The 21,473-nt window shown below is 72.8% G+C and carries 16 protein-coding genes; 6 read left to right on the forward strand and 10 right to left on the reverse strand.

Annotation, left to right across the window (positions count from 1 at the left end; translation table 11 throughout):
• Window positions 1–297, forward strand: a 297-nt coding sequence (locus tag ACFV4G_RS16470) for a transposase (protein ID WP_380440758.1), incomplete at its 5' end; no start/stop codon positions are given.
• 253 nt (window positions 298–550) lie between these two features.
• Window positions 551–1,792 carry a family 1 glycosylhydrolase gene (locus ACFV4G_RS16475; protein ID WP_380440904.1) on the forward strand — a complete coding sequence of 414 codons (1,242 nt, stop codon included), beginning with the start codon at window positions 551–553 and terminating at the stop codon, window positions 1,790–1,792.
• Between the two features lie 67 nt (window positions 1,793–1,859).
• Here the strand turns inward: ACFV4G_RS16475 and ACFV4G_RS16480 are convergent, their stop codons facing one another.
• The 3 genes from ACFV4G_RS16480 to ACFV4G_RS16490 form a co-directional block, all read right to left on the reverse strand.
• Window positions 1,860–3,959, reverse strand: coding sequence for a SpoIIE family protein phosphatase (locus ACFV4G_RS16480; protein WP_380440760.1), 2,100 nt, complete (start codon window positions 3,957–3,959; stop codon window positions 1,860–1,862).
• Window positions 3,960–4,075: 116 nt separating this feature from the next.
• The gene (locus ACFV4G_RS16485) at window positions 4,076–4,684 is read right to left on the reverse strand and encodes a TetR family transcriptional regulator (RefSeq protein ID WP_380440762.1); all 609 of its coding nucleotides are present in this window, start codon (window positions 4,682–4,684) and stop codon (window positions 4,076–4,078) included.
• A 153-nt stretch (window positions 4,685–4,837) separates the two neighbouring features.
• Window positions 4,838–5,635 (reverse strand): AraC family transcriptional regulator, encoded by a 798-nt coding sequence (locus ACFV4G_RS16490; RefSeq protein WP_380440764.1) that lies wholly within the window; start codon window positions 5,633–5,635, stop codon window positions 4,838–4,840.
• A 73-nt stretch (window positions 5,636–5,708) separates the two neighbouring features.
• On the opposite strand from ACFV4G_RS16490, the gene ACFV4G_RS16495 reads away from it, so the two are divergent.
• Complete coding sequence (locus ACFV4G_RS16495; protein ID WP_380440766.1) at window positions 5,709–6,926, forward strand: MFS transporter; 1,218 nt, start codon at window positions 5,709–5,711, stop codon at window positions 6,924–6,926.
• Window positions 6,927–6,992: 66 nt separating this feature from the next.
• Here the strand turns inward: ACFV4G_RS16495 and ACFV4G_RS16500 are convergent, their stop codons facing one another.
• The 6 genes from ACFV4G_RS16500 to ACFV4G_RS16525 all read right to left on the reverse strand — a co-directional run bounded on the left by ACFV4G_RS16500 (window position 6,993) and on the right by ACFV4G_RS16525 (window position 15,238).
• The gene (locus ACFV4G_RS16500; RefSeq protein WP_380440768.1) at window positions 6,993–7,925 is read right to left on the reverse strand and encodes a hypothetical protein; all 933 of its coding nucleotides are present in this window, start codon (window positions 7,923–7,925) and stop codon (window positions 6,993–6,995) included.
• Between the two features lie 383 nt (window positions 7,926–8,308).
• Window positions 8,309–9,265 (reverse strand): L-tyrosine/L-tryptophan isonitrile synthase family protein, encoded by a 957-nt coding sequence (locus tag ACFV4G_RS16505; protein WP_380440770.1) that lies wholly within the window; start codon window positions 9,263–9,265, stop codon window positions 8,309–8,311.
• A 128-nt stretch (window positions 9,266–9,393) separates the two neighbouring features.
• Window positions 9,394–10,665: a cytochrome P450 gene (locus ACFV4G_RS16510; RefSeq protein ID WP_380440772.1), complete on the reverse strand. Its 1,272-nt coding sequence runs from the start codon at window positions 10,663–10,665 to the stop codon at window positions 9,394–9,396.
• Between the two features lie 64 nt (window positions 10,666–10,729).
• Complete coding sequence (asnB, locus tag ACFV4G_RS16515) at window positions 10,730–12,562, reverse strand: asparagine synthase (glutamine-hydrolyzing) (protein ID WP_380440774.1); 1,833 nt, start codon at window positions 12,560–12,562, stop codon at window positions 10,730–10,732.
• 45 nt (window positions 12,563–12,607) lie between these two features.
• Entirely contained in the window at window positions 12,608–13,978 is a 1,371-nt protein-coding gene (locus ACFV4G_RS16520; protein ID WP_380440776.1) for an MFS transporter, read from the reverse strand.
• A 426-nt stretch (window positions 13,979–14,404) separates the two neighbouring features.
• Window positions 14,405–15,238 carry a helix-turn-helix transcriptional regulator gene (locus tag ACFV4G_RS16525; RefSeq protein WP_380440778.1) on the reverse strand — a complete coding sequence of 278 codons (834 nt, stop codon included), beginning with the start codon at window positions 15,236–15,238 and terminating at the stop codon, window positions 14,405–14,407.
• Window positions 15,239–15,355: 117 nt separating this feature from the next.
• Between ACFV4G_RS16525 and ACFV4G_RS16530 the strand changes: the two genes are divergently transcribed.
• Window positions 15,356–16,420 (forward strand): aldo/keto reductase, encoded by a 1,065-nt coding sequence (locus ACFV4G_RS16530; protein ID WP_380440780.1) that lies wholly within the window; start codon window positions 15,356–15,358, stop codon window positions 16,418–16,420.
• 32 nt (window positions 16,421–16,452) lie between these two features.
• Here ACFV4G_RS16530 and ACFV4G_RS16535 read toward each other — a convergent pair whose 3' ends face one another.
• The gene (locus ACFV4G_RS16535) at window positions 16,453–16,830 is read right to left on the reverse strand and encodes a winged helix-turn-helix transcriptional regulator (RefSeq protein WP_380440782.1); all 378 of its coding nucleotides are present in this window, start codon (window positions 16,828–16,830) and stop codon (window positions 16,453–16,455) included.
• 50 nt (window positions 16,831–16,880) lie between these two features.
• Between ACFV4G_RS16535 and ACFV4G_RS16540 the strand changes: the two genes are divergently transcribed.
• Window positions 16,881–17,069 carry a hypothetical protein gene (locus tag ACFV4G_RS16540; protein WP_380440784.1) on the forward strand — a complete coding sequence of 63 codons (189 nt, stop codon included), beginning with the start codon at window positions 16,881–16,883 and terminating at the stop codon, window positions 17,067–17,069.
• A 276-nt stretch (window positions 17,070–17,345) separates the two neighbouring features.
• A complete protein-coding gene (locus ACFV4G_RS16545; RefSeq protein WP_380440786.1) occupies window positions 17,346–21,443 on the forward strand; it encodes an AAA family ATPase in 4,098 nt (1,365 codons plus the stop codon).
• Window positions 21,444–21,473 lie beyond the last annotated feature (30 nt).

A 21,473-nucleotide genomic window follows, 5' to 3' on the forward strand; every position in this document is an offset into this window, starting at 1 on the left:
GCCGGCTACAACAACGCCGTCGTCAGGCATGGTGCCGCTCTGTCCATCGACGTCGAGGTCGTCGCCCGTGACAAGGAGCAGAAGGGCTTCGTCGTCCAGCCGATCCGCTGGCGGGTCGAGCAGACCTTCGGGATCATGTCCCGGTACCGGCGGCTCCATCGCGACTACGAGGAACTGCCGGACCGGTCACGCTCGATGATCCACTGGGCCATGGTCAACTCCATGACCACTCGCCTGACCGCCAGCCCCGACAAAGTCGGGCAATACCTCCGCCCGAAATCGCCTGCGGAAGCCTAAATCAGTATCGAACGCCCTCTGAGGAGGTCCACCCGAGCGAGGAGATCCACCCGAGCCCGCTCCGGCCGTGACACGGCCCGGAGCGCGCTCCCCGGCCGGGCGATCGAAAACATTGCCTCGCTAGGTTTTTAGTTTTACCGTGGCAGGGACGCAGCGGCTCCCCCACCCGCTCGCCCCGCCGCCGACCGCCGTGCACGACTCCAGCCCGCCGCGCCGGCCGACGGACCCCTGCCCCCGTGAAGGACGTCCCGCCATGTTCGCCTGCGGCTCCGGTCTGCCCCTCCCGTCCGACTTCCTCTTCGGCGCCTCCACCTCGGCCCACCCGACCGAAGGCGGCAACACCGCCAGCGACTGGTGGCACCTGGAACACAGCGATGCCGCCCCGGTCCCCGAACCCAGCGGCGACGCCGCCGACAGCTACCACCGCTGGCCCGCCGACCTCGACCTGCTCGCCGAACTGGGCTTCACCGACTACCGGTTCGGCATCGAGTGGGCGCGCATCGAACCCGCCCCCGGCCACATCTCCCGCGCGGCCGTCGCCCACTACCGGCGCATCGTCGACGGAGCCCTCGACCGCGGCCTGCGCCCCATGGTCACGCTGCACCACTTCACCCTGCCGCGCTGGTTCGCCGACCGCGGCGGCTGGCTGGCCCCGGACGCCGTCGACCGCTTCGCCCGGTACGCCGCGGCCACCGCGCCGATCATCGGGGACGACGTCCGGCACGTCTGCACCCTGAGCGAGCCGAACCTGGTCGCCTCGCTTCCGACCGCCGCCGTTCCCTCCCCCCGCCCGCCGCTCCCCGATCAGGCGCCGACCGATCCGGCACTGGCCGATCCGGCGCTCACCGAGGTCCTTGTCCGGGCCCACGCGGCCGCGACCGCCGCCGTCAAGGAGGCCTCGGCCGCCGTCCGCACCGGGTGGTCCGTCGCCAGCCGGGCGTGCCAGGCCGCCCCCGGCGCCGAGGAGGCCATGGCCGCCTACCGCCACGCCCGCGAGGACGTCTTCCTGGAGGCCGCCCGCGGCGACGACTGGATCGGCGTGGAGGCCAGCACCCGCACCCGCATCGGCCACCAGGGCCCGCTTCCCGCGCCCGAAGGCGCCGAGGTCGCCCTCGGGGGCTCGGAGTACGACCCCGCCGCACTCGGCGAGGCGCTGCGCCACACGGCGTCCGTGGTCGGCGACGTGCCCATCATCGTCACCGGGAACGGCATCGCCACCAACGACGACGGCCGCCGCATCACCTACACCCGCCGAGCCCTGGAGGACCTGGCCCTGGCCCTCTCCGACGGCCTCGACATCCGCGGTTACCTGCACGGCAGCGCCCTCGACGGCTACGAGTGGGGCTCCTACCGGCCGACGTCCGGCCTGATCGCCGTCGACCCGCACACCTTCCTGCGCGTCCCGAAGCCCTCCGCCCGCTGGCTCGGCCGGATCGCCCGCACCGGCATCCTGCCCTGGCCCGCCGGGTCGACGACCGAGCGCTCCGCCGGGTGAACGGCCGGCTGCGCTGGCGGACGAACGGCCGGCCGCGCCGACGGACGAACGGCCCGCGAGGCCGGGGTCAGCCGGCCCCGCCCGCGATCGGCTGTTCAGCCCAGATCGTCTTGCCGCGCCGGCCGTAGCGGCAGCCCCAGCGGGTGCTGAGCTGGGCGATCAGGAACAGCCCCCGGCCGCCCTCGTCGGTGTTGCGGGCCCTGCGCAGCCTGGGCTGGGTGTTGCTCGGGTCGGTGACCTCGCAGAGCAGCACCCGGTCGCGGATCAGGCGCAGTCCGATCGGGGCGCCGCCGTAGCGGACCGCGTTGGTGACCAGCTCGCTGACGATGAGCTCGGTGGTGAAGGCCAGGTCCTCCAGCCCCCAGGCCGCGAGTCGCCGGGCGACGGCCTCGCGGGCGGCGCCGACCGCGGCCGGATCCGCCGGGAACTCCCAGTGTGCGGTGGCCCCCTCCGGGACGGCCCGGGTGCGGGCCAGCAGCAGCGCGATGTCGTCGCGGCGCGGGTGGGTACCGAGTTCCGCGAGCAGGGCGTGCCCGGTCTCGGTGAGGCTCCGCCCCGGTCCGCAGAGTCCGGGGAGGAGGTCCGCCAGCCGCCGCAGTCCGGCGTCGGCGTCGTGGTCGTCGCCTTCGAGCAGGCCGTCCGTGCACAGGACGAGGACGCTCCCGGGCGCCAGGTCGATCGTGGTGGCCTCGTAGGGCGCGCCGCCCACCGCCAGCGGCGGGCCGGGGGCGACCGCCACCACGTGCGCGGTGCCGTCGGGGCGCACCACGACGGGCGGCGGATGCCCCGCGCTGACGAACGTGCACCGGCAGGCGACCGGGTCGTAGACGGCGTACAGGCAGGTGGCGCCGACGGCGTCCTGGGTCCCGGGCGGCGCCTCCTCGGCGAGGCGCTGGACCAGGTCCTCGACGTGGGTGAAGAGGTCCTCGGGGTCCAGTTCCAGGTCGGCGAGGGTGCGGATCGCGGTGCGCAGCCGGCCCATGGTGGCGGCGGCATGCAGGCCGTGTCCGATCACGTCGCCGACGACCAGGGCGACGCGGAGCGACGGCAGCGGGATCACGTCGTACCAGTCGCCGCCGATCTCGGCCCCGCCGCCGGCCGGGCGGTAGATCCCGGTGGTCTCGGTCGCCGCGGTGTCGGTGGTCTCCGGCGGGAGCAGTCGCCGCTGGAGCGCGACGGCCGCGCGGTGCTCGCGGGTGTAGCGGCGGGCGTTGTCGATGGCGAGCGCACCCCGTGAGGCGATCTCCCGCAGCACGCCGGCCTCCCGTGCGGTGAAGGCCTCGGGGTCGTCCACCCGCCAGACGGACAGGCTGCCGAGCATCAGGCCGCGGGCGAGCAGCGGGGCCACGACCGTCGAGCTCCCGCCCTCGGGGAGGAGCAGTCCGGTCAGCCGCTCGTCGCCGCCGAGCAGGGCGGCGGCCTCGTCCCGGCCGAGGATCACCGCCCCGTCGCGGCGCACCCTGGTGACGACGTCGCGGTCGACGTACGGGAGGGCGGGGATCGCGTCGCCCAGCTGGACGTGCCCGGCCGGCCAGGTCCCGTCGGCCGACGCGACGGCGACCTTGCGCATGTGGGGGTCGCCGCCGCCGATCCAGCGCGGCGGCTCGTCGCCGGCCAGCACGGCGTCGGCCAGGTCGACCGAGGCGAGCTGGCCGAGGGCGGGGACCACGACGTCGGCCAGTTCCTGGGCGGTGCGCTCCACGTCGAGCGATCCTCCGACGCGCAGGGCGGCCTGGTGGAGCACGTCGAGGTGCCGGAGGGTCCGCTGCTGTTCGACGGCCGCGTCGGCCTCCGTGGCGGCCGTGCGTGCGTCGGCCTCCGCGCGTTGGGCGCCCGGCCGCGCGGGGTGTGCCAGGACGAGGACGTCGGACGAGCCCTCCAGGGGCATCGTCCGGAAGGCGACGTCGACCGTGTGCCCGGAACGGTGCCGCAGGAGCGCCCGGCCGGCCGTCGGGACCGCGCCGGATGCGGCACGGGACGGCTTTTCCGGATCACGCGCGAGTAGGTCCCGGACGGGATGGCCGCAGACCTCGTCGGCCTCGCGCCCCACCAGTTCCGCCGCCGCCGCGGACCACCGCGTCACGGTGCCCCGGTCGTCGAGGACCGCGGCGGCGAGGGCATCGAAGGGGAAGGACCGGTCGTCGGCGGAACCGCTGGGAACGTCCATCTCGCTCCTCGTCGGTGGAAACACCCGTCCCAGGAGGACCATCCCATTATCGGTGCCCCGGCCCGGACCGGCCGTACGGCGGCGGCCTCCCGCCGCCCGCCGCCCGCCGCCCGCTGTCAGGCGTCGGGCTTGCCCGCTCCCAGCGAGTCGAGCAGGACGTCACGCAGCCGGGCGATGTCGTCGGCCATGTCGATCGACGGATCCAGCAGCCACTGGATCTGGAGCCCGTCGGCCGCGGCCAGCAGGATCCGGGCCGCCCAGTCGGCGTCCGCGGAACCGGCCAGACTGGGGGGCGCGGTGGCCGGACGGCCCGCGCCGAGGGCGCGGACGATGCGCTCGTTGAGCACGCGGTAGCGCTCGGTGAAGAACTCGTGGGCGGGGTGCTCCGGTTCGGCGGCGGCCGCCGCCAGGTCGACGAAGAGCTTGACCAGTCCGGGCGTCCGGGCTGCGTCCGCCACCATGTCGGCCCGCCAGAGCGCGGCCTCGTGCCCGAACTCCTCGGCCGCGGCGGCGTCGCGGGCTTCGAGCACGGCGGTGAGGAGGGCCTCCCGGCCGCCGAAGTGGTGCAGGACGCCCGCGTCCGTCAGACCGACCCGCTCGGCGATGTCCCGGACCGACACCCCCCGGCTGCCGGCCTCGGCGTAGGCGGCCAGCGCGGCGTCGAGGATCATCTTCCGCTTGGCGGCGGTCTTGGCGTAGGGGCCGCGGGGTTTGCGCGTACTCACCGCAGCACTCTAGCCCCGGCCTGCGACGAAAACCTCGTGCTACTGACTTTTCACGCTGGTCGTGGCGCCAGGGCACGGGCCGTGGTCACGGCCGTGGTCGCCCTTGGCGCACTCCCGTGCGCCGCCGGTGCCGGACATCGGGGCCTCGTCGCCTCACTCGCGAACACCCGATTCGCCAGCGCCACAGTAGAACGCACTCGGAGCCCGGCCGACGGCGCGGCGGAACATCGCGGTGAACGCACTCGGTGTCGCGTAGCCGAGCTCGGCGGAAACGCTCGTGACCGGAGCGTCCCGCGCCAGCAGGGTCAGGGCGTGGACGAGTTTCGCCTGACGGACCCAGTGGGCGAGGGTCATCCCTGTCGCGGCGGAGAACCGGCGATGCAGGCTCCGCGTGCTGAGGTGGGCGCAGGCCGCCGCCGATTCGGCCGTCCAGCGGGCGCCCGGGTTCTCTCGGATCGCGGAGCACAGGCGGACGAGGGCGGGGTCAGCCGGGGCGGGGAGGTGCAGGGCCGGGACGGGTTCCGGTTCGAGTTCGAGCAGCAGCAGGTCCATCAGCTTGCCTTCGCGCCCGTCGACCTCGTAGTCGATCGGCAGCCGGGTCGCCTCTTCGACGAGCTCGCGCAGGAGGGGGGACACCGAGACGACCAGCGGGCCGGTGAGCAGGCTCGGCGCCGCCGACGGCTCGATGTAGAGGGTCCGCATGCGCACGGCACCCGTGCAGGTCATCGCGTGGGTCACTCCGGCCGGGACCCAGACCGCACGCGTCGCGGGAACCACCCAGATCCCTTGGTCGGTGGTGACGGTGACGGCCCCGCTGGTGCCGTAGATCAGCTGTGCCCGGCGGTGGCTGTGCGGGGGGATGTGGTGCCCGTCCGGGAGGTCGCGGGCCATGGCCGCCACGGGCCTGGGGACGAGCTGGTAGTCGTCGCGGTCCTCGCTCTTGCCGCGCATTGGCACACTCTCGACAGTAGACGGCACATCGGCGACAGCTTGCCATGTCCCGCGCTCCCTAGCGTGTCCTCACGTGATCGAATCCGACAATCGACAGCACCGTGGCAAGCGTCCCGCTCAGCGGCGGCTGACCGCCTTGCTGGCCACCACCAGCGCGGTGACCGGGGCGAACGTCTACCTCTGCCAGCCGCTGCTGGGGGACGCGGCCGGATCGCTGCACGTCTCCGCCGGGGCGCTCGGCGCACTGCCCACCGTCACACAGGCGGGGTTCGCCGCGGGGATCGCGCTGATCGTCCCGGCCGGTGACGGTGTCGACCGGCGCCGGCTGATACTCGGTCTGTGCGCGGCCTCCTCGCTCGTTCTCGCCGCCTGCGCCGTCGCACCGACGGCCTTCTCGCTGGTGGCCTGCGGCCTGGTCCTCGGCGTGCTGTCCCCGGTCCCCCAACTCGTGGCGCCGGTGGCCGTCGCGCTGGCCGGCGCCGACCGGATCGGCCGGACCCTGGGAGTCGTCCAGGGCGGACTGCTCGTCGGAGTGCTGGCGTCCCGCGCCTATTCGGGCGTCCTCGCCTCGGCGGCCGGGTGGCGCGCGGTCTTCTGGTGTTCGTGCGGGGCGACCGCGCTGCTATCACTCGCCCTCCGGCGGGCCCTGCCCGCTCTGCCGCCCGCCGGACCCGTGGCCTACCGGAGCGCGCTGTCGTCCGTTCCGAAGGTGTTCGCCGCCGACCCGCTCATCCGCCGGGTCACGCTCTCAGGCGCGCTGGTCGGGATCTCCTTCGGCGCGTTCTGGACTCCGCTGACGTTCCTCCTGGAGGAGCGCTACCACTACGGTTCCGCCGCGGTGGGCCTGTTCGGTCTGGTGGCCGCCGCGAGCGCCCTGGTGTCCCCCCTCGCCGGGCGTCTGGCCGACCGTCTGGGCCCGCGGCGCGCCCAGACGGTCGTGATCGGGACGGTCCTGGCCGGTTGGGCCGTCCTCCTGCCCGGCGGGACGAACCTCGGCCGGCTGATCGCCGGCGTGACGCTGCTCGACATCGGGACGTGGAGCAACCAGGTGGGCTGCCAGCGGATCCTGTTCGCGCTGCGGCCCGCCATGCGCAGCCGACTGAACGCTTGCTACTTCACCCTCCGGTTCCTCGGCATCGCCGTCGGCTCCTTCGCCGGCACCCTGGCGTGGCGGTACGGCGGGTGGGGCGCGGTGGCCGCCGTCGGCGCCACCGCCTGCGCTTCAGCCCTGCTGCTGACAGCCGGACGACCGCCCCGACCCCTCACGAACCACAGCCCAGCAGCTTCATGATCGAGGCCCTCGTGTCCTCCGTGCGAGCCCGGCCCGCACCGGGCCCACCACCCGCAGACACCGTGGTCAGTGCTGTGGATGACCGGGGTTCAGGAGCGGTTCCACGTAGTTCGGCGTCACGCCGGGGTCGGTGTGGACGATGTCGGTATAGCGTCCGGTCTCCTTCCCCCACTGGTAGTGACCGCTCATCCAGTCCTCGTAGACGCCCAGGACGCGGCGGATGCGGTCCTGATGATCGGCGGGGAGGCGGGAGGCTTCCAGGATGTGTTCCATCTGGCGGCGGCCCTGGACGTACCAGGCCGTGCGCGCGTCGGTCATGTCCCGCGCCCGGCCGGCGGCCTCGGGCAGGCTGCAGCCCACGCCGGCCTGGATCACCAGCACCACGTTGTGCACGTCGCGGCGGGCGAGTTCCTTGGGCAGCGAGCGCAGATCGTTCTGCCAGCAGATGATGTCGCACGCCGCCAGCTCCAGGTCCTGGAACTCGCGCGAGTGGTAGAGATCCGGTGGCACCTCGTGGTGGACGAGGGCTTCGGCGAGGTCGTAGACGATGTGCATCGCCCCGGAGTCACGGCGGTGGACCAGGTACTCGAAGATGGTCGGGACCTCATGCCGGGCCCTGCGCTCGGCCTCCCCCTGGTAGGAGTCGAGGAAGTCACGGGTGTGCTTGTACAGGCGCTCCGACCACGCCGCCGACATGCCGACGCAGGTCCGCTCCAACAGGTCCGCCAGCGCACGCGCGACAGGCGGCAGACGCCCGGGCTCGGCGACGTTTCCGCCGAGGACGTCGTCGAAGGGACGCATCGCCTCACGCCACCGACTCGGGAAACGACCGAGAGGGCCTTCGTCTCCCTGGTCGTCGATCATGAACATCCAGGTCTTCCAGTCGGCACCGAGCAGGAGCTCCTCCACACCGACGCGGGCGTAGACGTAGGCCGCGAGCCGCCCCGACCGAAGCCGGTCGAACCGGGCCGACGCCGCATCCGAGGAGAGCAGTCCCATCCGCCTGGCCCACGCAAGGGTCGAAGCCTGGGCCTGATCGGCGTGCGGATGCACTCTCAGGGGGAACGGGACCGCCAGTTCCGGCACGGCGAAGTCGCCCGGGCCCGCTGACGCCATGAGATCACCTCGTCTCCCATCGGTGGGGAGGACCTCGTAGCCGGGTCGACCGTCAGTCACTTCCCGCTTGGGTGGCCCTGTCCCCCACCCGGCCATGCCGAACTTCTACCCGGACTACGAGATCTCTACTGCACGATGTGGGGAACCGGGTACCGGTGCGCCGGTCACAGGAGGAAGACGGCCACGCCCTCCGCGGCGCTCGTTCCGCGCGCAGGAGTGCCGAACCGCCCCCTCGCTCCCCATCGGAGCGAGAGGGCGGTCGCGTCTCAGCCGGCAAGCGGCCGGGACTCCTCGAAGTGGCTCGGCCTGCCGTCGCGCAGCACCAGAGTGCCGTGCTGCTCGGCGTCGGCGCGGCGCATCAACTGCCAGGTGCCGTCGGCGCGGTGCAGGACGGTGGAGTGCCAGGGGGTGGTCCAGGCGTCGGGGGCGTCGAGCAGGCGGATGCCGAACTTGGCGGCGCCGCGCGGCTGGGGGTGGATGGACAGGCGGACGGTACGGGGGTGGTGCTCGGCGATGAGGTCTCCCCACGCGCGGCTGCGCTGGATGACGCCGTAGGCGCGCTGCCGGCACTCGCGCTGGAGGGCGGACCTGGTGCCGGCGAAGTCCACGGTGTCCTCGGTGAGGAAACGGGTGATGCCCCGGTAGAGCGCGAGGGTGTGCTCGTCGCGCCGCACTTCGGCGCGCAGTTCCTCGACGGTGGGCGCGTACGCGGCGTGCACCCGGGCGCGCTTCTCGTCGTACGGCAGGTCGCCGAGCACGTCGCGCAGGTCGAAGACGGACAGCCGGGTCAGGCCCTCGCGGCGGATCAGGGCGGCGAGTTCGTCGGAGTAGGCATCGATGTGCGGGTCCGGCACCCGGATCAGGTCGCCGAAGATGTGCCCGTCGGAGCAGATCTCCATCCGGGCGCCCGGCTCGTACACCTCGCCGACCGCCCGGCAGAGGTCGTCGAGGAAGGTGAGCGAGAGGCGTTCGCCCTCGTCGGGGAGATGGCCGAGGACCTTCGCGGGGCTGGGCGACTTGCAGGGGAAACCCGGCAGGGTGAAGACGATCCGCTCCCCCGCCTCGACGAACTCGGCCAGCTGCCGCAACTGTTCGGGGACGTCGTCGACGGCGGCCGGGGTCGCGGTGTCGGTGGCGCGGCGGTGGGGCAGCAGCAGTTCCAGGATGGCGGCGCAGGTCTGCCGGACGGGTCTGGACGTGCTCGTGATGGACTCGGTGGGCATTGCGACTCCTCCATGAGGGCATGGCGGGATGGCGGCCCGGCGCCGCTTGTCTCGGCAGGAGGCGGGTGCCGGGCCGCCCTGGTCGGGCGGATGGGTCGGGCAGGATGGGTCGGACGGGATGGGTCAGGTCAGGTGCGCTTGTCGTAGGCGACCGGGAGGTGGTTGACCCCACGGGCGAGCACGGCGGGGATCCAGGCGAGGTCGTCGAGGGAACCGGCGGGCCGCAGGCCGGGCAGGCGGGCGAGCAACGTGCCGATGGCCACCTGGAGTTCGGCGCGGGCGAGGGCGGCCCCGGGGCAGAAGTGGATGCCGTGGCCGAAGGCCAGGTGTGCGTTCGGGGTGCGTTCCAGGTCGAGCACGTCGGCGTCCGGGAACTGCGCCCCGTCCCGGTTGGCCGCGCACAGCGAGACGATGACGGAGTCGCCCGCCGGGATGCGGGTGCCGTGCAGGTCGCTGTCCTCGGCGAAGAACCGCCAGGTGGTGAGCTCGAACGCGCTGTCGTGGCGCAGGAGTTCCTCGATCGCCCGGGGCATCAGGGCGGGGTCGTCACGCAGCCGGTCCAGCTGGTCGGGGTGGCGCAGCAGGGTGATCAGCATGGTGGTGATCTGGTTGGTGACGGGCTCCTGGCCGGCGACCAGGAGCTGGAAGATCATCGAGTCGAGTTCCTCCCGGGTGAGTTCCCTGCGGTCCTTGGCGATGACGAGCCGCGAGAGCAGGTCGTCGTCCCAGTGCTCGCGCTTGTGGGCGACGACCTCGGCGATGTACGTCTGCAGGCCGAGCAGCCGGGCCTCGTAGGCGGGCCGGCCCGGGTCCTGCGGGCCGACCGGCTGGACGACCTTGCCCCAGTCCCGGTCGAAGCGGGCGGCCAGCTCGGCCGGGAGGCCGATGACCTCCGCCAGGACCCGGAACGGGTAGTGCGCGGCGAAGCCCTGCACCAGGTCGGCGCCGCCCTCGGCGGGCAGTTCGTCCACGAGGGCGTCGGCGAGCTCCTGGAAGCGCGGGCGCAGCGACTCCACCCGTCGTGGCGCGAAGGCGTCCAGGACGAGGCGGCGCATCCGGGTGTGCTCCGGCGGGTCCTGGTGGAGCAGGTGTGCCTGGAGCTGGGAGTGCTGGGGCTCGGGCATGATCGAGGCGAGGGCGCGCCAGTTGTCGTTGCCGAGGTCGTGGTTCTTGCCGAGGCGGGGGTCGTTGAGCGCCTGGTGGGCGGCGTCGTAGCCGGTGACCAGCCAGGCGGCGATGCCCGAGGGGAAACGGACCCGGTGGACGGGCCCGGCGTCGCGCATCCGGCGGTAGAGGTCGTAGGGGTCGGTCTTGTAGGCGGAGCCGTACAGCGGGATCGGTTCGCCGGCGGCGGCGCCGGTGACGGGGCAGCGGCCCTCGGGGCGGTCGGGGGTGGTCATGCCGGGTTCCTTCGGGGTTGTGCGGAGGCGGGGTCACAGGGCCAGGGCCGGGGCGGCGGCGGGGTCACAGGGCCAGGGCGGGGCGGTGGTGGTCGAGCCACAGGGCGAGGTCGACGACGCGTTCCAGGCGGAGCCGGTGGCCCCACTGGAGTTCCTCGGTGGGGGTGTCGAGGGCGGTCTTGACGACCGTCTCGTCGGCGATGTCCCGTACGTGCGGCGCGTCCAGCGCCTCGCGGGCCAGGTGTTGGAGGCCGCGGTTGTAGTCGGCGTGGTGGGTCGCCGGGTAGTGGTTCTTCGGACGCCAGAGGACCGAGTCGGGGGCGATGCCCCGGCCGACGTCGCGCAGCAGGCTCTTCTCGCGGCCGTCGTGGTTCTTCATCGCCCAGGGGGCGTTGAAGGCGTACTCGACGAGCCGGTGGTCGCAGTAGGGCACCCGGACCTCCAGGCCCTGGGCCATCGAGAGGCGGTCCTTGCGGTGCAGCAGCTGGCGCAGCCAGCGGGTCAGCGAGAGGTGCTGGAGTTCGCGCTGCCGGTGCTCCGCGGGCGTCTCGTCGTCGAGGTGCGGGACCGCGGCGAGCGCGCTGCGGTAGGTGTCGGCGCGGAACTCGGGGATGCGCAGCCGGGCGGCGAGCTCGGGGTTGAGCGGCATGGCGGCGGCGTCGCCGGTGACGAGCAGCCAGGGGAAGGCCTGCGCGGCGAGCGCCTCGGGGTTGTGGAACCACGGGTAGCCGCCGAAGACCTCGTCGGCGGCCTCGCCGGACAGGGCGACCGTGGAGTGCCGGCGGATCTCGCCGAACAGCAGGTAGAGCGAGGTGTCCATGTCGCCGACGCCGATCGGCGAGTCGCGGGCGACGACGACGGCCCGGCGGTGGTCGGGGTCGAGCAGGGTGCGCGGGTCGAGGATCACGGTGGAGTGGTCGGTGCCGATGAAGGCGCCGGCCTCGGTGGCGAAGGGCGTGTCGTGGCCGGTGCGCAGGACGTCGCCGGTGAACTGCTCGGCCTGGTCGCTGTAGTCGACGGCGTAGGAGCGGAGCCTGGCCTGCGGGCCTTCCCTGAGCCGGAGTTCGTCGGCGACGAGGGCGGTGACGACGGTGGAGTCCAGGCCGCCGGAGAGCAGGCTGCACAGCGGCACGTCCGCCTCCAGCTGCGACCTGGCGGCGCGGTCGACGAGCTCGCGGACCCGCTCCTTGGTGGTCTGCGGGTCGTCGGTGTGCGGGTTTGCGGCCAGGTCCCAGTAGCGGCGCTCGCGGATGCCGTCGCGGTCGAGGACGAGCAGCCCGCCCGGGTGGACCTCGCGGATGCCGGCCCAGACGGTGGGGCCGGTGTTGAACAACAGGCTGTAGGCCTCGCGCAGGCCGTCGGCGTCCACGGTGGGGGTGAGCTCGGGGTGGGCGAACAGGGCCTTGGGCTCGGAGCCGAAGGCCAGGCCGCCGTCGACCGCCGCCCAGAAGAGCGGCTTGACGCCGAGCCGGTCGCGGATGAGCAGCAGGCGCTCGCGCCGCTCGTCCCAGATGGCGAAGGCGTACATGCCCTCCAGGTGGTCGACCAGGGCGTCGCCCCACTCCAGGTAGGCGCGGAGCACCACTTCGGTGTCGCTGCGCGTCTCGAACCGGTGGCCGCTGCTTCTGAGCCGCTCGCGCAGCTCGTGGTGGTTGTAGACCTCGCCGCTGTAGGTGAGCACCACGTGCGGCTGCTCGGGGCAGTCGGCCATGGGCTGGGCACCGCCCTCGATGTCGATCACGGCGAGCCTGCGGTGGCCGAGCGCGGCGTGGGCGCCGGTCCAGACGCCCCCGGCGTCGGGCCCGCGCAGGGCCATGGTCGCGGTCATCGCCTCGATGACGGGGGTGCTGCGCCGGAGGTCCTGGTGGAAGGACGCCCAGCCGGTGATTCCGCACATGCGTGTGCTCCAGGGGTGGAAACGTGACGGGGAGGTGACGCGGGCTCAGACCGCTTGCGTGTGGGTCGCGCGGCCGTGCCGCGCCAGCAGCGGGACGGCGAGGCACGCGCAGGCCGCGGCGAGACCGAGGCCGAGGTGCAGGCCGCCCGTCCCGGAGCCGCCGAGGCTCCACGTGGCGGTGGCGAGGGCCGGGCCGAGGGTGAAGCCGAGGCTGCGGGCGAGCTGGACGGTCGAGGCGGCGGTGGCCGTCGTCGCCGGGGTGGCCGAGGTCATGACCATCGCCTGGGTCGGGCCGCCGTACAGACCCATGCCGGCTCCGGCGAGGGCGAGGCGCCAGGCGATGTCCGGCAGGCTCCAGGTGTCGCCCAGCGGAACGAGGAGCAGGAAGCCGAGCGCGGTGAGCGTGGCCCCGGCGGTCGCGGTCGGCCGGGCGCCGAAGCGGTCCGCCAGCCGTCCGCCGAAGGGCCCGCCGATCCCCATGGCGAGCGGGAAGCACAGGATGGTCAGGCCGGTGGCGGTGGCGCTGGCGGCCTCGTCCCGTTGCAGGTGCAGGGCGAGCAGGTAGTGCATGACGGCGAAGGCCAGGGCGATGGCCAGCACCGCGGTGTTCAGGCCCGCCGTCCGGTTCGCCCGCAGCACGGACCTGACGGGCTGTCCGCCCGCGCGCCGCAGCCACAGCGCGGTCAGCGGTACGGCCGGGGCCGCGAGCAGCAGCCAGGCCGGGGCGTCCGCCATGAAGGTGAGCCCGAGGAGGACCGCGCACACGGCGCCGCCGATGAGCGCCGCGTCGGTGAACTCCGCCCGGCCGGGCTTGACCAGGGCGCCGCTCCGGGGCAGGTGGCGGCGCGCGAGGAGCCAGGCCCCCAGGCAGACCGGCAGCTTGACGAGGAAGATCGCCCGCCAGCCCAGGTGGTCGAGCAGCAGCCCGCCCAGGGCCGGGCCCGTGACCGCGCCGAGCGGCCCCAGCGTCGCCGGCACGCTCATCGCCCGGCCGCGCAGTTCGGGCCGCACCGACCGCATCGCCAGCACCGGCATCAGCACGAACAGCACCGCGCCGAAGGCTCCTTGGACGACCCGGGCCGCGATCAGCGCCCCGGCCCAGGGCGCCGCGGCGGCAGCGGCGCTGCCCAGGGCAAACCCGGTGACGGCGGTGAGCAGCGCGGAGCGGGTCCCGACCGCGTCCAGCCAGCGTCCGGCCGGCAGGAGCAGCGCCACCAAGGGGAGTTGGTACCCCAGGACGGCCCACTGGGCGGTCTGCGCGGATATGTGGAAGCCCTTGCCGATGTCCGCGAGCGCGATGTTGACGATGTTCATGTCGAGCATCGCCACGAAAGACAGCATCCCGGCGACCGCGACCAGGCTCCAGCGGTCCGTGCCGGCCGGCGGCGCCGCCGCCTGGCCCGTCGTCGCGCTCACGCCGTACACCCCTTGCCGGCGGATCCCGGCCGATCCGACCAGCGCCTCATGGGCCGCATGCTCCGTCCTCCTCCTGTGCCGGGCGCCGTCGGCGACGACACCCGGCCCATGAGTCGGACCGGAACCCCGAGAAGTTCCGAACACCTGCATGATTCTTCGCCGGACCGGCGAACTGCCCCCGAGCTGCCGGTCCTATGTTCTGAATAGTTCAGCTGTCCCGGCGGGTCCGGAACACTTGCGCCGCACCAGGAAACGTGATGCCCTCGGCGGGCGCGAGCCGGATCGCCCGACGCACGACCCTGCGCCGACCACGGTCCTCGGTGACATGGTGTGCGATGCCCGGCTCGGCCGGTCCGTCATCCCGACATGCTCTCGGCCCGGGTCTCACCGATGGACTCCGAGGCGCACCGGAATGAGGGTTCGACGTCACCGTGAGCACAACCGGTTCAATGCCGACCGGCTCTCATCGTCCGCGGCACGGCAGATCATCAACCGCTGGTCCGGATCCTGGAGTGGCATCAGCACTTCGAAGCTCACGGCGATCACACCTGCGTCCGGATGCCGCATCACCTTGTGTCCGCGGCCGTTGACCTTCACGTCTCGCTCGGCCCACAACCGCGCGATCTCCTCGTTACGGGTGGTGCATTCGGTGATGAGGTCGGTCAACGCCTGGTCCTCCGGGTGCGCGGCCCACGCTGAGCGCAGGTGGGCGATTCCCTCTCGCACGACGCGCTCGCGGTCGACATAGAACTCGCGTATTTCCGGGTGCACCAGGCACAGCCACATGGCATTGCGTTGCGACGGCGGCAGGGTGTCGAAATCCAGCAGCAGCCTCGCCATTTCGCCGTTCCAGGCCAGGATGTCGTAGCGGTGGTTCATCAGCAAGGCCGGCAGCGGCGACAGGTCGGCGACCAGCCGGGCCAGCGGGGGCGCTGCAGTGGTGGCGGGCTTGTCGGCGTTGCGGGGGCGCTGCTGGGCCAGGTTGAAGAGGTAGGCGCGTTCGTCGGGGGCCAGGCGCAGCGCCCGGGCCAACGCCTCCACCACGTTCGCCGAGGGCCGCAGTCCCCGGGCCTGTTCCAGCCGCGCGATGTAGTCGATGCTGACCCCGGCCAGTTCGGCGACCTCTTCACGACGCAGTCCCGGGGTCCGCCGGGCCTGCTGACGCGACGGCAGGCCGAAGTCCTTCGGATCCAGGCGCTCGCGCCGGGTCCGCAGGAACGCGGCCAGCTCCTTGGTCGTGTCCACGGTGCGGGTCATCATGTCCGCTCCAACAGCCAGGGTAGGACTGGTGTTCCCAGGAACTTCTCTCCCTTATCCCCGGCTCGCGACGGTCACAGACTTGTTCCCGGTAACGGATGACAAGCACAGGAGGACACGATGTCGCTCACCCTCGACACCTACCGGCTGCTGGGCCGCTCCGGGCTGCGGGTCTCACCGCTGGCGCTGGGCGCAGCGACCTTCGGCACCGAGTGGGGCTGGGGCGCCGAGCAGGACGAGGCCCGAAAGCTGTTCGACCTCTACGTCGAGCGCGGCGGCAACTTCTTCGACACCGCCAGCACCTACACCAATGGCAGCTCCGAGCGCCTGCTGGGTGAATTCACCCGCGACAACCGCGAAAGCCTGGTGCTGGCAACGAAATACACCACGCTGCGCCGGCCCGGCGACCCGAATTCCGGGGGCCCTCACCGCAAGAGCCTGTTCGCGTCGGTGGAAGCCAGTCTGCGACAGCTGAATACGGACTACATCGATCTGCTCTACCTGCACGTGTGGGACTTCACGACACCGGTCGAGGAGATCCTGCGTGGCATGGACGATCTGGTCCGGCAGGGCAAGGTCTTGTACGTGGCGATCTCCAACGCCCCGGCCTGGCAGGTGTCGCGCATGCAGGCGATCGCCGACCTGCGCGGCTGGTCGCCGCTGGTCGCCCTGCAGATCGAATACAACCTGATCGAGCGTACCGGGGAACGTGACCTGATCCCGATGGCACGCGAGATGGGGTTGGGCGTGGTGCCGTACTCGCCACTGGCCGGCGGGGTGCTCACCGGCAAGTACAGCCGCGACGACCTGACCACGACGAACACCGCGGTCGACGACGGCACCCGTAAGAACTTCAATATCGCCAACGGCGGGCTCACCGAACACGACTTGGACATCGCTGATGTCGTGAAGGAGATCGCCGCGGAGCTGGGCCGCACAACCGCCCAGGTCGGGCTGGCCTGGACCCTGCAGAACCCGGATGTGACGGCATCGCTCATCGGCGCCCGCACTCTCGCGCATCTGGAGGACAATCTGGGTGCCCTGGAGGTCGACTTCACGGCCTCCCAGCTGGCCCGCCTCGACGAGGCCAGCGCGATCGAACTCGGCTTCCCGCACGACCTGCTCGCCGGCGACAGGATGCGCGCGGCGACCCACGGCGACCTGTCGATCGAAACCCGCCGCTGATACCCGATCGAGCCCCGGGGCCCGACCCGGGCCTACGACGTGACCGGCTCGGCGCGGTAGGCGTGGTCGATGTTGTCCTCGACCCAGGAGCGCAGCGCGTTGAGCGGGATCGCGGCGCTGCGGCCGAGCGGGGTGAGGGAGTACTCGACGTGCAGCGGGACGGCGGGGTAGACGGTCCGGTCGAGGATGCCGAAGTCCTCCAGGCGGCGCAGTGTCTGGGTGAGGACCTTCGGGCTGACGCCCTGGAGCTTCCGCTGGAGTTCGCCGAAGCGCTGGGGGCCGTCTTCGAGGGCACCGATGGCGAGCGCGGACCACTTGTTGGCGAGCAGGTCGAGCAGGGCGCGGCAGGGGCACTGGGCGGCGTAGACGTCGTGGTGCACGTGCTGGCCGCTGGGGCAGGTGGTCGCCATGCTCACTCTTCCTCATCAGGTCACTTCCCAATGGGAAGTATTAGACCTTGATGGTAACCATACCCGCGGGGATAGCGTCGTCGACGTCGGAGGAGGGCCCGTCAACAGCCCTCCACGCGGCGGTCTACGGCCACGACCGCTGGAAGAACGAGATCGGCCCCGTGGTCTACGGCCTGCTGATCCCCGAGAAGTCCGTCGTCACCCGTGTGACCCCCACACCTGCCTCACCGCTGCGGTAACAACGCACTTCTCGGGTGCCCACGCCGCGTACGGCGCGAAGCACAGGTGGTCGGCGGTGACCGTCCTGCAGAGCACGCCGACGTCCCGTCCGAGGCAACCTCCGCAGGAGCAGGGACTTCAGGGTTCCGGAGCCCCTGCGGCGCGCAGGCTCCGGAACCCTACGCTTCCACAACGAATGTGGCATTCCGCACCCGACGTACGTGCACGCTCTGGTAGGCAAGTGGCGGCTGCAGGCGGGCGGCCGCGCAGTGCGACGCCCGCGGGAGGGGAAGCACATGAGCACGTCATCGAGGTCGGCCGTCATCGCCACCGAACAGCGGGCGGTCGACCGCGCGTACGCCTGTTACGAAGCCAAGCTCGCCGAACTGTCCGGCGACGCGGCGGCCCGGGCGGCAGCCAGCGGAAAGGACGGCATCGCGGCCCGGGCGGAGTCCTCGGCCAGGGCGGAGGTGTTCCGTCTGGAGGGCGAGAACCTCGTCACGATGCGGGTGGACACCCGGTCGGACGAGTCGGGCGAGCCGGAGGTCTTCTACGTCGGGCGGCGGACGGTGCACGACGCCGAGACCCGCGACACCGTCGTCATCTCCTGGACCAACGCGCTCGCCACCGCGTGGCGCCTGGCCACGCCGGACGCTCCCGGAGAGGTCCGCTTGCGGCGGCGTCTGGACTGCGACCAGCGGACGGTCCGGGACTACCGCGACGAGATTGCTCCGCCGGTCCCGGCCTCCGTCGGCCCGGGCACGGATGTGCCGTCCCCCGGAGACGTCTTCGGTCCCGTCTCCGGGGCCCGGCAAACGGTGGTGGACGACCTGCTCCTCCGGGACCTCGACCGCGCCCGCCGCAGCCGCATGCGCGACATCGTCGAAACCATCCAGCCCGACCAGATGGCGCTGGTGGCCGGCCCGTCCACGGGTGTCCTGGTCGTCCAGGGCGGTCCGGGCACCGGGAAGTCGGCCGTCGGCCTCCACCGGGTCACCTGGCTCGTCGACAACAAGCGCTTCCAGGCGCAGGACATCCTGGTGGTCGGCCCGCACCGGAGGTTCCTGGAGTACGTCGGCCGGGTCCTGCCCACCCTGGGCACGCGCAACGTCACCGCCGTCGAGCTCTCCTTCCTCTGGGAGGGGAGCGTGCGAGCCGAGGACGCCCCGTCCGTGCGCCGCATCAAGTCGGACGAGCGCATGGCCGAAGTGCTGCGGCGCCGGGTCGAGGGCAACTGCCGGCCGGCCGCCGTCGACGCCGCCGTCACCCCCGCCGCGGACGAGCACGGCGAGCCGATGTTCACCATCGTCCTGGGCAGCGCACCCCTGAGGGTTCCGGCGTCCGAGGTCCGCCGCGTCTTCGAGGCCGCCCGCACCGGACCGGGCCACTACCGGGCCCGTCGGGACCGCTTCCGCGACGTGCTCGTCGACCTCCTGCTGGCCGCGCTGCGGCAGGGTTTCCCCCAGCGCGCTCGCGACCGGGCCGTTCGGCAGAGCATCGAGCGCCATCGCCAGGTGGCCGCGCTCGTCGAACGCGCATGGCCTCCCCTCAGCCCGGAGGAGGCCCTGCGGAGCCTGCTGAACTCGCCCGGCAGGCTCGCCGAGTACGCCGCCGAGGTGTTCGACGCGGCTGAGCAGGCACTGCTGACGCGCCCGGCCGCCGAACGTGCCGAGGACGAGCCGTGGACCCTGGACGACCTGGTGTGCCTCGAAGAGCTACGGACCCTCATCTCGGGCGAGACGCCCCAGCGTTACCCGCACATCGTCGTGGACGAGGCCCAGGACCTGACTCCCATGCAGGCCAGGTCGCTGCGCCGCCGCAATCCGAAGGGGTCGATGACGGTGCTCGGCGACCTCGCGCAGGCCACCGGACCGCACGACTACCCGAGTTGGGAGCGGCTCGGCCGGGTCCTGGCGGGTGAGGGCGGCTGGCAGCTCGAAGAGCTCACCACCAGCTACCGGGTGCCGGCCCAGATCATGGAGTTCGTCGCGCCGCTCGCCCGGGCGGTGGCCCCGTCCGTTCCCTTCCCGGCCGCGGTGAAGGAAGCGGACGGCGAGCCGGTGCGGATCGTGGAGACGACGCCTTGGCAGCTCCTCGCCGAGGCGGTCGGGCACGCGGCACGGCTGGCCGGATCGGACGGTCACACCCAGCGCTCGATCGCCCTGGTCGTCCCCGACGACTCGGACTGGCTCCAGCAGGTCCGGCTCCTGGTCGACTCCACGGAGGCGATGACCGACGAGGTCCGGGAGGCGGTGACCGTCCTGACCGCCGGCGAGGCGAAGGGCATGGAGTTCGACCACGTCCTCGTCCTGGAGCCGGCGACCATCACCGCCCGCGGGGCCGAGGGCCCGCGGCAGCTGTACGTGGCCCTGACCCGGAGCACACAGACGCTGACGGTGCTGCACACCTCGCCCTTGCCGGCGGTCATGCTTCCCGCCGTCGGCCCGTCGCCCTCCGCCGGCCCGGACGATCCCGCGCCGGACGGCCCCGCACCGGACGATCCCGCGCCGCAGCCGCCGTCCGGCCCGGCGCAGGATCGCGTCTGCTCACGCTTCCACCTGGACGGCGAGCGCTGCGAGCTGCCCGCGCAGAACGCCGACGGCTGGTGCCGTGACAGCTCGTGCGGCGGCTTCCGGACGAGCTCGGTGCCGGAGCGCCCGACGCCTCGCAACCTGCCCAGGGTGCCCGCCGACGCCGACCTCGGGACGGGGCTGGAGGCGTCGGAGGCCTTCCTCGGCAGGCTCCGGGTGACCAGGGCCGCCGTCCGGGCCTTCGTGACCGCGCACGGCGGCAGTGACCAGGAGGCCGAAGCCGAGATCCGTGGCGTGATCGCCACGTTCCTGACCGACGGGCGCCAGGCGCAGCAGACGGACGGCTACCGCCTCGTCGACCTCCATGGCTACCGGTTCGTCCTGAGCCACGACGGGACGGCCCTGACCGGCTACCGGAGCGTGCACGGCGAGCGGAGCCCCGCGCAGTACCTGGCCGGGGTCCCGTCCCGGTACCGGGTCTCCGGGCCCGCCGTCGCCGACCGCGGCCCGGCGCTCCAGGACACGGCCGCGGTGCGCGCCCTGACGGTCGAGCAGATCCAGGTGAGTGCCGAGGCCCGGGCCGCGTACGCCGACCTCGCCTCGGACCGGTCGGATCAGTCGGACGCCTTCCTGGGCCGGCTCCGCAGTGCGCTGGCGGCGGACCTGTCCGGCGGCCACGTCGAGACCCAGCCGCGGGGCAATCACCTCGTCCTCGGTGCGTCGCGCACCTGGAACCTCGCGCCGGACGGCAGTTCGGTGCTCTTCGTCCGCAGGCCCACCCCGTTGGACGCGGAGATCCTGGCGGCCACCGGCCTGGAAGCGGCGGACGAACTCACACCCGGTACCGAACTGCGGGTACGCGCCCTCGCCCACGGTGACCAGCTCCACTGGAGGGTCACCCCGGTGCCGGAGGACCGGAAGCGGCGGTACATCCTGAAGCTGAGGCCCACCGAGCGGGCGCCCGAGGCCGGGCAGGAGCTGGACGTCTGGGTCGTGCAACGCCGCTCCGGCGTGTACGTCGTGTCGGCGAACGACTTCGGGCGCCACGAGATCTCCGGGCGCGCGACCGAGCGGTACAGGAGCGCGCTGGCGGTCCTCACCGCCATCGGTGAGGACGACCTCCCGGCCGAACTCCCCCAGACCGGCCTGCTGGGACTCGACGCTCTGGTCGGCGGCTGCCTCCGCCGCGACCAGGCCGACTGGCTCTCCGTCTGGCGACTCCTGGGATCGCCGTCCTCCGCCGACCTGACGGTGCTGCGGGACCTCTCCCGCAGCCTTCCGGAGGCCGTGCGGTCCGCGGACGCAACCGAGTTGGCGCGGCTCGGCGAGGTCCTGCGGAGCAGCGGCTGGCGGGACCGGGCGGCCGCGGCCCTGGCGAAGCTCACAGGCGAGAAGTCTGCCGAGGTGGCCGCAGAGGTGTCCGCCGTGGCCGCGCCAGCCGGCGTCCTGACGGCCGAGCTCGCGGCCGCGGCCGAGGCCGACCGGACGTGCCACCAGCACGAGGCGGTGCGCCACCGGCTCATGGCCGACCTCTTCGCGGCGGGCCACAAGCCGCGGGACTCGTCGATCGTCGACGTCGTCCGGCCCGGAGAGCGGGGTCCGATCGTCTGCGAGGTCCTTCCCGTCGGCCACACCTCGTATCACGCCGTGCGGGCCGGCGCCGTCCGGGTCCGGGAGATCGGGCAGGTGACCGACGAGACCCCCGAGCGGCTGCACGTCGTCCTCACCGCGCCGCCCGACGAGCCGTGGATCCCCGAGCTCGTGGAGCGGGTCCTCGACGTCTCCGTCCTCTGGCCCTCGGCCACCGGCTGGCAGGGCCCGGGAAGCTCCTCCGCGACCGGCACCGAACAACGGCGCCGCTGACCGTCCGACACGTGTGCCCGACGGCGGGGT

It is taken from the genome of Kitasatospora sp. NPDC059747, assembly GCF_042732955.1.
In the GTDB taxonomy this organism is placed as follows: Bacteria; Actinomycetota; Actinomycetes; order Streptomycetales; family Streptomycetaceae; genus Kitasatospora.